The following is an 11,991-nucleotide window of genomic DNA, read 5'->3' as shown; positions in this document are numbered from 1 at the left end:
TTTTATTTTGTGACTCAAAAATTAAGAGGTTCAGGCTTCAGTTTTCCCAAAGCCACCAGCATTGCATAAATATCATCAATGGCAATTTTATTGCAGATAATGAAACACCAACCAGAAATAACCCTCCCCGTGTTTTTCACTGCCTCTGTTTCAAACGGAATGAGTGATTATCACTAATGCGATTTCAAGTGACGGCAGTGATTATTTGCGCATCTCAATATGAGGTGTACAAAATAGAATGAGTGGGCTATCCAAGAATAGTGATAGGACAGTAACGACAAATTAACCTATAAAATCATTTTTAAAATCTTCAAAGCTAAAACGTTTTAATTTTGAACTACCTTGATCTTCTATGTGTGCCAGCAAGTCCCTATCCTTGTCCCATAACCTATTATCATTGAAATCTAATCCCTCTAATTTTTCCAATCTATTTCTACAGTCGATAAATGAATTTTTAAAATTATCACATGATGTAATTTGAGCGCAAAAACAACTATATATCAATTGCTTAGATTTATTACATGCATATGCCAGCTCCTCCTCGAAATTATCATTTTGTTGTAAAATGTAAGTTTTCGATGAGTATTTTGTTATAATATTTATGTTCTTTAGAAAATTAGCTATATTTTCCGTTCTATCGGTGTCATAAATAATAAAAACATGCGATTTTTTTAGCTCTAATGTAGTTAGTAGAGCTTTTATCTTTCTCTCTGCTATGTTCCATAGATTTATTATTCTAATATTTTTAACCGTAAAATTATATTTTTTCTTTAAGTCTTTTATCAAGACATCTTCTGTTTCACCTTCAACAAAAAAATATATAAGAGGATTTTTTTTCATACTCAGTCCTCTAAAAGAAGCTCTAACAAAAGGGTGCTATCTGGATCGGTTTCGAAATAATTACTTCTAACTAATGCTTTCAATGATCTGTCATTCTTTTTAGCAAGAGATACCGCATCAATAAACTCGGTTTCACCTTTTTCATTTTTTTTGGTAAATGTATAATTATGTGGAGGTAATCTCAAATCTAAAACATCATAGTTATGAGTTGTATAAAACAACTGGCCATACCTAGGCAATTTATCAATAAGTAAAGTAAGAACTATCTTTTCTAATTCTGAGTGACAATACGCCATCTTCTCATCAAGAAAATAAGTTGAATTTACGAACGACGCGTTATTGTTTTCTAGTTCTCGATCAGAAATAATTCTCGACAATAAGTGTGCGACTTTAATTGATTCAAATGTCCCTCGTGAAAATCTATTCATGTCAGTAGTTTTTCCATCCTTCCCAATTAATGGGGAGTCCCCATTATTGAAACGGACAGCAAAGCCATTAATGTCATGTTCATCTTCATTAGATGTTAAATTGACAACATTCTTAATTGATGTGTCAAATGTTTTTAATATCTTAGATAAAATATCAAAATCAAGATCATTTAGAGTAGTCGTAGCCTCTTCATTCTCCGAGAATATATAATGCCACCCGCCATAGAAATATTCTTTCGTAAAGCTTTCATATGCGGAACTAACCCCTAATATATCACTATCAAGGTAGTACGATTTAATAGAATCTGAAACTCCGCAGTCAAATAGCTCATCAAGCCTTCCCGTTGCAATTCTACAACTATCATCTTTTCTAATATAAATTCTGCCATATTTTATTTTAGAAATAATTTGAGTATTATTTTTTTCTTCTATCTCTAAATGAAGCCTGTGTAGCAAAAAGTCATCAGGCGTGACAAAATCAACAATAATTTGCCCAGACTTGGTTTTATCACAAATAGATAAATATTCAGAATTAAGCTGCTTTCTTGAGACGAAAATTTGTATACCCAATAAAATTTTCCCTAAAGACGTCTTGCCAGTCGCGTTCGCACCAGAAATCAGACACGCCTTTTTGAAATAAAATTTGTCTCTTCCGTCTAAATATTCATCAACCATCATGCCTGAATCAACTGGAGGTCTAACAAAACTTAGTAAAAGATTACTATTCTTGAAGGAGTAAAGATTGTCTATATACAAATTAGTGAATATCATTTTTTTCCACCTTATGGAAATTATACCCTGATGATATTTTCATTCCCTACAGTAGTCAAATAAATTAGCATTAAATCACACCTTTTGTTGATATTAATTCTCACTATCTTCTTTAATGGGTACGGGCTACGCTTGTCACTCTCCGCCTGAATAGTCATTGTGGCCATAACTTTACCTGTGGCTGTTTTAACTCTCTCAGGGGCTTTTATTACCGTTCCTGATGTGGTGATCCTGATTGATTTTGCTTTTCTCATTTCTGGTTTATTCATCTTGATACCATCACAATATAAGCTATTGGTTAAAATAAAATGCTGATGGGACTCTGGAAGATTGGGTAATAATTCCAATTTCTAGGGGTAATCCAAACGTCAATTTATCCATGATGATACGGGATAATCCCGTATGTAGATATAAGTTGTTGATTATACTTAATTCCGTTAAATCGACGGAATCAAAATATAACTGATTGATAACGTTTAATTCTGTCACAAAACCAGATTAACGCTCATTGGTCATCGTGTCAGTGACCAATGGTAAGAGGTGGCAACGCATTGTTTGCATTACGAGAGGTCACAGCGACCACTTGAAACATTAGGGTAACATCAGGGTTAACACCTTACCGTAACCTTACCGTTATTAGCTTAACCCTCACCGTAATCTCACCGTTCAACCTTGTCGTAATCTTGCCGTAGTTCGTTATTGTCGCTACCTATCTTTCCCTCATTAGTGAGGGCAACATCAATTTTAAAATATTGCGGTAACGTTTATTTTGATTCCCTCATCAATGAGGGTAGCATGGTTTAAGTTGTTGATTTTTATCCAGAGTGATTATTCGCATTGTGGAATTAATTCCCAGAGGACAAATTTGTCTTCTGGTTACTTTTAGTGGTTACCAAAGTGGTTACTTTTATCTCGTGGCCATTATTGGAATATTGCCAACCAGTGACGAGCCTCCGATTTCAGAGCCTCATGACTCCTTAATATCAAGGAGTCCTATTAAGTCGCCTTAAGTGCCCTTGATTTCAAGGCAACCTATAGCCTGTATACCGTCGCACTTTTTCTTGCATCGCTTAATATTTGACCATTGCGATTATCTTCGCATCACCGTTTCTGTGCTGGCTTCGTCCATTGGTAGGTAGGTGCTGTCATTCTACGCCTGTGACGCTCTTTAGCCTGTATTGTCTGGGCTACACCTGTTCTAATTGCTAACCTATCGCGTCCATTGAGTAATTGTCCTTGCTGGTGGGCTAACTCCATCATAACGGCTTCTATTGCTTCACGTTGTAACATGGCTATACCTCAAAGGTGTTGTGATTATCGCTATACTTTGATTGTGCTGAATTGGAATAATCAAAGCCCATCATTCCACTAGCATAAAACATGCTGTTTTGCTGGCAACCATAGTGGCAACCGTCAAGATAGCAACCAAGTTAAATCCGTCAAGACTAGTCAAAACTTATTACCCTTGTTTTGCTGCGTACCATTCTGCGTACTTTTATACAACATCATGATTTTATTTGATTATAACGAATCGTTAGAATTAAACACATACCTACTGCGTACCTATTTAATTTTGGACGGGGCTTATAAATTTATTTGACTCGATGTCAGGTTTTGTCAGGTTCTGATGTCAACAATTGTCAACATTCAGCGGATAGAGTATCCAGTAAAATATAGCCTTTTCGGTGGATACCAAAGCGGATACCTTACAATCACTATAGCAACACTATAGTACCGCCGTGGTTTATATTAGTACCATTTCGGTACGTTATTACTGTGATTCTTTTTGTTATCAAAATAACTACACCGTGTTTTTTGGATAGTTAGCTGTATTGGCTAATACTTAGCTACATTGGCTAAAGGCACTAATTTGTGGTTTTGATATGAGAGCTTCATTTCAAGCCGTCCTTAGTATCAAGGGTAGCATTTCAACTGTCACCCTTTCCGACTATGGCCATAATCACAATCGTTACCTCTCCTCAATTTTGAGGGCATTGTTTCTATTGATAAATACAGGCTCAAAAATGAGCCGATTGATTCTATTGGTAAAATTAGACTGCGCTCAAATTTGAGCTTTGCCATATATTTAGTCAGTTACAAGGCGCAATAATACGCTCTGCTTGTTTTACAGTAAGTTACCCTGACTTTGTTATATTAAGTTATACAATTACTCATTAAATCTACTAGCAATTTTATATTTTCTAATCTGTATAACAATGTTATACGCTGGTATAATAAATACTTATTGAGTTAATAACGGACTATTATCATGAGTAAATCTAATCTTATTGCCTTTCGTTTACCTGCTGAACTGCAAGCACTGTTTAATGATGCTGTATCGAACTCTGGTACTGATAAAACAGCGTGGATAGTCTCAGCTATCAAAGAGAAACTAAATCGACCAGACAGTAATCCTGATGCTCGTATGTTATCGCTGGTGGAACGCCTAGAATCGTCTGTGGCATCTTTGATTGCTGGTAAGGCAGATATCCCACCGTATACCTATAATGAGTCTGCTGTCGTTTCTGTGGTTAATTTGGTGCTATCAGAGGGTATAGATAACGGTCGCATTATCGCTGAGCGAATTAACGAGGCTGGATATCAAACTAAAGGCGGTAAAGCGTGGGATAAGGATATTTATTCAGCGTGGAAGCGTCACAAGGATATAGCAGGAAAACTACAAGTTGGGCGTTAAGATATATTATCCTCATTGCTTGCAGTAATAAATCCTAAATCAGCGCCAAATGCTTCCCGAGGGAATCCTCTAGAAGATAATCCCATATGATTAAAGCTACATCCTGGCATGTTCGGTTTAGAGTCTATAAGGTCAGCAACTTGTCGAAGCCAATTTGAGTTTGGCGCAATGCGTTTAACTAAATACCAGATTACACAAACTAGTCCATAGATTCGTTCTTTTTGGAGACTGGTAGAGATCAGTGAATCAAAATAAGCTATTTGCGGAATCATTAAAGGCACATATTTACGATTCCATATTCTCGAATGATGTGCGCATCTATTTCGTAATATATTAAGTCCATTCAGCCAATTAGCAAATAGCCGTGTGTTATTTATACCGAATCGACGAGTGATTTTCTTTTGTAAGTTACCATTGAGCATTGAGTAATATTTCGACATTTGCCCAAAATCCCATGTTTCAACCGCAACCCAAAATGGAATTTCCTTTTTTTGTTCAATATGCCAATGAATACACTCATCTCTACTAGCTTTTATTTTTCCATCAAGAGCTGTTAGCCATTGAACAAATTTATTATTTGCCTCAGAAGTAAATCGAGGATTCATAAAGGAGGTTTTACGGTACGCAAGAGGATCTAATCGGCCTATTTCATGTGCGACAACTGACCTAATATGTATTTCTATACGCTCTAAGGCATCTAGCATTAATAGGCGAAGCTTTTTATCAAACAAATAGAGGTCATAAGCGCTTTCAAACGTTGTTCCTGATAGAAACTGATCTGTTCTGCGTGAAAGGCCATCATCACCAGTAACAATTATTCTAGCTGTATACCAAAAACCTGATAGCCTATAATAACCAACTTGAGTTAATTTTTTTATTGCTCGATCATGATCAGAAATCTGCATTCCCCTTTCAAGTAAAAGGCTTAATTGCTCGGCATATTCCTTATGTGGTTTTGCAGCTATCATCATGATTTATTTATTTTTATCTGAGCCATAAAATAGAAGGCCCGACCATGAGACTCACAAAGCATTTAAGCATGGAGAAACAGAGGATCGGGCTCAGTTGAGATAAAATTTACTACATAAACTGAATAAGTCAATAGAAGCTACAACACTAGCTTTACCTTAATCCAACTTTCACATACATAAAATTCAATATATAGATGACTTGAACAAATATACACACCACATATAGTTTAATCGGGATTACCTATTAATGCACAAGAAAAATTATTTATCTGCATATCGTGATATTAGTCGCAAACAAAAATTTAATTGTGCTTGTTATACTTAATATTAAACAGAGCGATATGATACGCCATTTTTTTGTAGTGATATGCACAATTCACCTCGACATATCTATACATCTCAAGCCACCAGCAATGACTAAATTTTACTGAGTTCAACCTGTAGTTTTCTGTAGTAGCAACTCTAGTTTTCCCTAGTAGTAAAATATCAATAGCGTGATGTTTCGTGAGGTGGTACAGCCTGAAATACGTTATCAAATGTTATCATCTGAATGTTTACAATTGTTAACATCCGACCAGTAATAATCTTAGGATTTCTTAAGATTTTGGCATTAGAAAAACGTTAAGAATTGTTAAGATTTAATGTCTATATTTGTCGCTAATTCAACCCTTTTTATGGACTTCGAAAACTCTTGCTACGATGTCCGAAAACTAACCGCTAACGTGTCCGATAATTCCGTCTAGCGTGTGTAAAAACTCCCGTCCTACGATGTGTAAAAACTATCTAACTGCCTTTGCTAACGTGCCCGAAAAGTCATATTTCTCCCTCGCGCGCGTACTGTTCACGAAAGTACCAAAATAAAGGGCAGAAACCTGCCCTTATTGCTTATAGTGATCCATGAGCTTTACTATTAGCAGTTGTATACCGTGTTACCGTATCTCTTGTAATACCGCCTATAGTAAAGTTCTGACACCATAACTCTAAGAATTTTTGCCCGTCTTGAGCTGTAAACTCTCTTTGGTTTGTAATTTCCATCGGGGATCCTGAATTATTGATAATTACCGTAAGTCCACCACCAACGCCAGCCCCTTGCATATCTTTATTCGATATTGCTCGCTCATTATTCTTATGGTTCAGATACTGCTTACCTGTAGGCGCTTTGGGTATCACTGGTGCGCCTGTTATTTCGTCATAACTGAACACCCTCCCGTTATTACCGGGTATGCCGATGAGCTTATTTCCGATTTGCATCAATTCTGGCAGGTTCTTCTCACCAAGTTCATAAGCTGAACCACCTTTTACGGGTCCACCGTTATATCTTGCACCGGCTAACCCGATAGAGAGAGCTTGACCAGATAGCATTGATGCTTGGAAAGCACCTAACCCTGTCGATGAGGCTGCCCCACCTGTAGCAATTGATGCTGCTATTGCTGCTGGCGTCCATGCTGCTAATGCTGCCGCCCCACCAGCTTTGGCTGCTAAGGCATTGGCAACTTGAGAGGCCTTACCAATAGTCTGCTCTATGATGAAGTTTTTCAGCATCTCAACGCCAACCTGCACGATTGAGTTAACGACACTGTTTAGAATCGTATTACCCAATGAGCGCATAGCATCAGCCGCTGACATCGTACCCGTCATTAATCCAGTAATAACGTTTGAAGCATTTCCAGCCAGAGAATCAACCGCTGAAGCCAACATTTCATAGCCTAGATTCTGCTGCCTCATTAGCTCCCATTGTGCCGCTAACTGCTGCTGTTGATATTGTTTATCCATTGCTGTGATTAACAGATGATATTGCATATCGGTTGCAGATTTAGCCGCTGTGTACTGCTCGTGGGTCATTTGCTGCTTAGCGTATGAATCATCCAGTAGCTTCTGTTCCTGATCGTAATACTCTTTCATCATTGCAAGCTTACGGGTGTTTTCATTAGCCAATGCTTGGATAGGGTCGAACTTGGCGCGGTTTTCACCAATATCTGTGATGATATTGTTTGAGGTTGTTTCTATGCGAATATCAGACATGCCCTGCTCAAATGCCTGAGTTGCTTCTCTGCCTAATCGCGTAAACGTTTCTTTATCGATGAATCCCTCATCAAACATGCGGCGAATAGTTTTAGCTTCCTCTCCGAACTCACGAGCCAGCTTTAATTCTGGAGTGGCTTCTTGCGCTTGGATGAAGTCATTGACCTTTTGAGTAAGGTCATATATTTCCGCTGCTTCTTTTTCCACAGCCTCTTTTTGCTTAACTGTAGCTTTCTCGCCTAGCTTTTGAACAGCTTCAAATATCGCCATATCTCTATTGGCATCAGCTACGCCAGTGCTAAGCAATTCAAACCTTTTATTAAGTGCTGCGACTTCATTTTGTTGGCGTTTAAGCTCCTCCGCCGCTTTATCTTTTTTGCCGCTGCCACTACCTTTCTTCTTACCATTAGATATCTTAGTTTGAAGCGCGTGTTGCTCTCTTAGTCCAGAAATAAGTCGGTCAAGCATACCATCATCGCTAATACCAGCCTTAGCCATTTGGACTGTAGCCAAATACTCTATAGCAGCGTCTTTACCTTCTTCCATCTCGATTTTTAAAGCTTGAACATTTTCCTCAATACCCTGAAGCATTAATTCAAAGCTGTCAGATCTTCCAGCTTCTAATGTTTGCTTTAAATTGGAAATTTGAATTTCAGCTTCTTCTGAGCTAATTCCTGCCGCAGATAAACTTAGTTCAAGTGCGGAAACTTCCATTTCCATCTTAGCTAGCGCAGGAGAGCCTAGTTCTATCGTTTTGGCTAGCATTTTGTTGGATTCAATAGCACCTTTAGCAGCCTCGTTAAAGATGTTCATCGCATCTACGCGTTCATCTTTAAGGCCTTTTCTATCTGCTTCAATTTTATTTAATTGTTTTTGTTGAGCTTCTTGCTCTCTAATTCGCTTTGTTCCCTCAACAATAACAAGATTGTATTCCCCTAACTGTTTAGTAGCCAACTTGATAGATTGTAATACATCCGAGTTTTTATTAGGGATATCATTCATGTTAGCTAGGCCAGCCTCTAGCTTTTTAGCCTGTTCAACGCTTTTTGCTAATTCTTCTTTTGTTTTGGCAATCCTGATGCCAAGCTCTCTAGAAACTACTTCCGCTTGTTTAGATGTGAGTGAGTCAATCTTAGTGATCATCTCATCGATTTTAGCGTTGTACTCTTTTATTGCCGTGTCATCAGTCATTGCCTCATAGAGAGCGTAAACTCCTGCGGCTGCCAAAAGGAATAAACCAGTAGGCCCACCAAGCAAAGCCATTACACCACGCAAGCCATTCATCGCTATAGCTTGTGCTTTGGTTGCCGCTGTCGCTTTTGCGCTAGCTGTAGCAACTGCTTCATTGGCGGTTGCCAGTGTCGCCTTAGCTTTCTGTTCAAGCGCTGTAGCGGCTGTTACTTTTGCGCTTGCCGCTATTTCTGCTTCTTTAGCTTTTTTCAGGGCCTGTGATGCGGAAACTTGCTCTTTGTCTATCTGATTACCGATGGCTTGTATTTTCTTTTCGGTAGCCATCATTTTATTTCTAGCGACAACAACATCTTGAAAATTTTCATCTTTTGGCGCTATTTTATATGTTTCTTTAGCGTCCCTTAATATCTGCCTTTGGACTTTTACCTGCTGCTCTAGCTCTACTCGCTGTTTTTCTAACGATATCGTCAAGCTATCTGCTGCCGCCACTTTATCTTTAGCGAGTTCAATTGCTGATTGTGCGGCTGCTTTTTCTTCTTTGGCATTTAACACCATTTGCGCCGCTGATGCTTGATAGGTCTCAGCTTGTTTCTTGTTGGCTTCAGCGTTCGCTAATTCCGCCTGTGTCGCTTCTAAGGCTGCTTTAGTATGATTGATTAGTGATGCCGTAGCGCTACCTACATTACCAATATATCCAGCGCTTAATTGGCTTGATACGGTGCTAAGTACACCTGTAAATCTATTATGTGACTGCATGGCCTTATCTGTTGCGATGGAGTTAGCCCCCATCTTCCCTGATAATTGAGCCATATCTCTGGATAGCCTATTTAGCTCGGGCATTTTTAATGAGTTAGATACTGCCATTGCTGCTTTATCTAATCGGGCAATCCCCTTACTGGCCCCATCAAACCCTTTCTCAAGCTTGGTTAGTTCTTTTTCTACAGCCTTTCCACCTCCGACTAACCCCTCAATATTCATGTCTACATCATAATGAATACCACCTACACTTTGACTGTCAGCCATATCATCACCTATTAATTACAATTCGTTTTATTGGATAAAATATTTCGCGCTTTTAATGCTTTTGTATTTAAAAAATTAATCACGTTATAAGCACGCTCTGTTAGTGAGTAAGGCTTTGTTGAAAGGTTAATCAGTGGTGACAGTAAATTAAACGCCTTACCTTCAACGTCAATTTGCTCTCCATCCGTTTTAACGATATACACCGCATTATCAAATAGCCCTGCCGCCAGCAACTCAGGGATCACCTCGCCTGTAATGCCGTTATAAGTCACTAATGTTGTTCCCGTTTCCGCTTTTAGCCCATCAACATAAATCTGAGCTATGGTGCTTGCTAACTGCTGTAACTTTTCCATTAGAACCCCTCACGCTGTAAGGCATCACTTAATAGCCCTTGAATCAATTGGCTAATAGGCGCTCGTTGAATGAAAACATCTTTTTCACCCTGTTTTTCTTTAAATTTTTTAACGCGATCTACTATGTCGCTTTCAATTGACACTGCTTTGAAGGTTCTTTTTTGCTTATCCATGATTATTTATACACCCTGTTGTTATATACACTACAATTATAATCCAGAGCAAAAAATAAACAATAATATATTGCTATAAAAAGATATAAATATAGAAATATTTTCTACTTAACTTGATTTAATTGAAATTTAAGACAACAAAAAACCGACTCAAGGTCGGCTTTTGTTTTTCTGTTCTAGGTGATTATTTTTGAGGCGTTGCGTAATCAGCAAGGATTTTTATCATGTTATTTTTTCCATCTACCATATACAAATTTACGGTATATCCATCTTTGCTAAACTTGGCGGCAAATTCAGCGCAACCGGCTTTTTGTAAGCACCCAAACAAATTAGAGGTATCATCTAATCTTTTTATATTTTGTATCGGGGGGTCATATATTGCTGTCAAGCTGGTGATTGCTTGTTCATATTCATTTAGCGCCTGTTCTTCGCTCGTATTTATGATTTCAAGCGTGTCTGTATGAAGTATATGAACTAATTTTGATTCCTTGTTAAACATTAGCACGGCGTGTCCGCGAGTGTGGTCTGCCATTTCTTCAACGTTACATGTTGTCTCTCCGTAGCATATAGTCCCCTCTAAGTTTAACTTTTGAATTTCCTCCACCGATTGCCCCCACTTAAATCCGTAGGGGGCTGGTGGACTGTTATCACATCCCGATAGAAACAAAGCCAATAGAGCCGTTATCATGATTTTTTTCATTTGGTGATCCCTTTAGTTGATAAGGCCAATTATACATAACCGCCTCGGCTTATGCTTTGGCGGTTGTTACCTTGCTATTTTTTGTTCCATTCCACCAGCGTTTTCTCTGCTATGGCTTGCTGTTCTGGTGTGATTCCTCCGTTAGGTTGCCCGTACATATCAAACCGATTGCCGCCCAGAGTAAGAGCTTTCAAATAAGCCTTGCGGCTGATATATGAGTGTAATCCCTGTTTAATGTGGCTCTCTGGGATATCCAGCCCTTTATCTGTAGCCTCAGCAATCATAGCTTCCTTGATGCCAATCATTAACGGCTTGGCTTCTGGTTCACTGAATAGCGTCCAGTGCTTCGCTATACGGTCGATACGGTGTTGTTTCTTCTTCGCGTGAACATCTGCCTTGTTTTTCTTCTTCGGTTGCTGTGAGGCTTCCTGTGGCGTTTTAGCTTGTATGCTTTTTGGTGTGTTCGTCACTGGTGATTTTTCCCGTTTTAGTGTCAATGTTTGAGTGCTCATTTAAATATCTCTCTATAGGCGAAAAACGATTTTTCTTTGGGATAACGGGATAAGTTCATTATTTCTATTTAATATCATCAAGTTAACTTATCCCAAACACCCTATTTTCTTATCCCAGACTTTTTATTTTTGGGATAACTTTGGTTTTTAATTAACATTTATAACAATTCGTTATCATTGCCTTTGGGATAGCTTGGGATAACATGGGATAAATAGAAGTAACCTAACTTAATAATACTGTTATCTTTTTTAGTTCTTATCCCGTTATCCCACTTATCCCAACGTTTTTGATTCATCACAGGGATTCTGTTC

General features: G+C 38.3%; 12 protein-coding genes. 1 reads left to right on the top strand and 11 read right to left on the bottom strand.

What is annotated here, in order from left to right; all coding sequences use genetic code 11:
- Positions 1–282 precede the first annotated feature (282 nt).
- From H0913_RS14625 to H0913_RS18685, 4 genes are all read right to left on the bottom strand, one after another.
- Positions 283–840, bottom strand: coding sequence for a hypothetical protein (locus tag H0913_RS14625; RefSeq protein ID WP_181477504.1), 558 nt, complete (start codon positions 838–840; stop codon positions 283–285).
- 2 nt (positions 841–842) lie between these two features.
- Entirely contained in the window at positions 843–2,039 is a 1,197-nt protein-coding gene (locus H0913_RS14620; RefSeq protein WP_181477503.1) for an ATP-binding protein, read from the bottom strand.
- 20 nt (positions 2,040–2,059) lie between these two features.
- On the bottom strand, positions 2,060–2,308 hold the full coding sequence (locus H0913_RS14615) for a hypothetical protein (RefSeq protein ID WP_232368794.1): 249 nt from the start codon (positions 2,306–2,308) through the stop codon (positions 2,060–2,062).
- An 832-nt stretch (positions 2,309–3,140) separates the two neighbouring features.
- Positions 3,141–3,329: a hypothetical protein gene (locus H0913_RS18685; RefSeq protein ID WP_187710247.1), complete on the bottom strand. Its 189-nt coding sequence runs from the start codon at positions 3,327–3,329 to the stop codon at positions 3,141–3,143.
- A gap of 979 nt (positions 3,330–4,308) precedes the next feature.
- On the opposite strand from H0913_RS18685, the gene H0913_RS14610 reads away from it, so the two are divergent.
- Positions 4,309–4,734, top strand: coding sequence for a hypothetical protein (locus H0913_RS14610; protein WP_181477502.1), 426 nt, complete (start codon positions 4,309–4,311; stop codon positions 4,732–4,734).
- Here the strand turns inward: H0913_RS14610 and H0913_RS14605 are convergent.
- The 7 genes from H0913_RS14605 to H0913_RS14575 all read right to left on the bottom strand — a co-directional run bounded on the left by H0913_RS14605 (position 4,731) and on the right by H0913_RS14575 (position 11,975).
- Positions 4,731–5,705, bottom strand: coding sequence for an Abi family protein (locus H0913_RS14605; RefSeq protein ID WP_336298347.1), 975 nt, complete (start codon positions 5,703–5,705; stop codon positions 4,731–4,733). The genes H0913_RS14610 and H0913_RS14605 overlap by 4 nt on opposite strands.
- 885 nt (positions 5,706–6,590) lie before the next feature.
- Positions 6,591–9,941, bottom strand: a complete 3,351-nt coding sequence (locus H0913_RS14600) for a hypothetical protein (RefSeq protein WP_181477501.1) — start codon at positions 9,939–9,941, stop codon at positions 6,591–6,593.
- Positions 9,942–9,952: 11 nt separating this feature from the next.
- Positions 9,953–10,294, bottom strand: a complete 342-nt coding sequence (locus H0913_RS14595; RefSeq protein ID WP_232368793.1) for a hypothetical protein — start codon at positions 10,292–10,294, stop codon at positions 9,953–9,955.
- Positions 10,294–10,467, bottom strand: coding sequence for a hypothetical protein (locus H0913_RS14590; RefSeq protein ID WP_004255410.1), 174 nt, complete (start codon positions 10,465–10,467; stop codon positions 10,294–10,296). Before H0913_RS14590 ends, H0913_RS14595 begins: the two co-directional genes overlap by 1 nt.
- 184 nt (positions 10,468–10,651) lie before the next feature.
- Positions 10,652–11,167 (bottom strand): hypothetical protein, encoded by a 516-nt coding sequence (locus tag H0913_RS14585; RefSeq protein WP_181477500.1) that lies wholly within the window; start codon positions 11,165–11,167, stop codon positions 10,652–10,654.
- Between the two features lie 74 nt (positions 11,168–11,241).
- On the bottom strand, positions 11,242–11,679 hold the full coding sequence (locus tag H0913_RS14580) for a ProQ/FINO family protein (RefSeq protein ID WP_181477499.1): 438 nt from the start codon (positions 11,677–11,679) through the stop codon (positions 11,242–11,244).
- 158 nt (positions 11,680–11,837) lie between these two features.
- Complete coding sequence (locus H0913_RS14575; RefSeq protein WP_154632360.1) at positions 11,838–11,975, bottom strand: hypothetical protein; 138 nt, start codon at positions 11,973–11,975, stop codon at positions 11,838–11,840.
- Between the last annotated feature and the right edge of the window lie 16 nt (positions 11,976–11,991).

Origin of the sequence: Providencia rettgeri, assembly GCF_013702265.1 — a bacterium.
Lineage (GTDB): Bacteria > Pseudomonadota > Gammaproteobacteria > Enterobacterales > Enterobacteriaceae > Providencia > Providencia zhijiangensis.
This window is presented reverse-complemented; position numbering and strand designations above follow the sequence as displayed.

Coding starts and splice junctions, on each gene's coding strand:
- H0913_RS14585 (WP_181477500.1), bottom strand. CDS start 11,167: ATGAAAAAAATCATGATAACGGCTCTATTGGCTTTGTTTCTATCGGGA.
- H0913_RS14625 (WP_181477504.1), bottom strand. CDS start 840: ATGAAAAAAAATCCTCTTATATATTTTTTTGTTGAAGGTGAAACAGAA.
- H0913_RS18685 (WP_187710247.1), bottom strand. CDS start 3,329: ATGTTACAACGTGAAGCAATAGAAGCCGTTATGATGGAGTTAGCCCAC.
- H0913_RS14590 (WP_004255410.1), bottom strand. CDS start 10,467: ATGGATAAGCAAAAAAGAACCTTCAAAGCAGTGTCAATTGAAAGCGAC.
- H0913_RS14615 (WP_232368794.1), bottom strand. CDS start 2,308: ATGAATAAACCAGAAATGAGAAAAGCAAAATCAATCAGGATCACCACA.
- H0913_RS14575 (WP_154632360.1), bottom strand. CDS start 11,975: ATGAATCAAAAACGTTGGGATAAGTGGGATAACGGGATAAGAACTAAA.
- H0913_RS14610 (WP_181477502.1), top strand. CDS start 4,309: ATGAGTAAATCTAATCTTATTGCCTTTCGTTTACCTGCTGAACTGCAA.
- H0913_RS14580 (WP_181477499.1), bottom strand. CDS start 11,679: ATGAGCACTCAAACATTGACACTAAAACGGGAAAAATCACCAGTGACG.
- H0913_RS14600 (WP_181477501.1), bottom strand. CDS start 9,941: ATGGCTGACAGTCAAAGTGTAGGTGGTATTCATTATGATGTAGACATG.
- H0913_RS14620 (WP_181477503.1), bottom strand. CDS start 2,039: ATGATATTCACTAATTTGTATATAGACAATCTTTACTCCTTCAAGAAT.
- H0913_RS14595 (WP_232368793.1), bottom strand. CDS start 10,294: ATGGAAAAGTTACAGCAGTTAGCAAGCACCATAGCTCAGATTTATGTT.
- H0913_RS14605 (WP_336298347.1), bottom strand. CDS start 5,705: ATGATGATAGCTGCAAAACCACATAAGGAATATGCCGAGCAATTAAGC.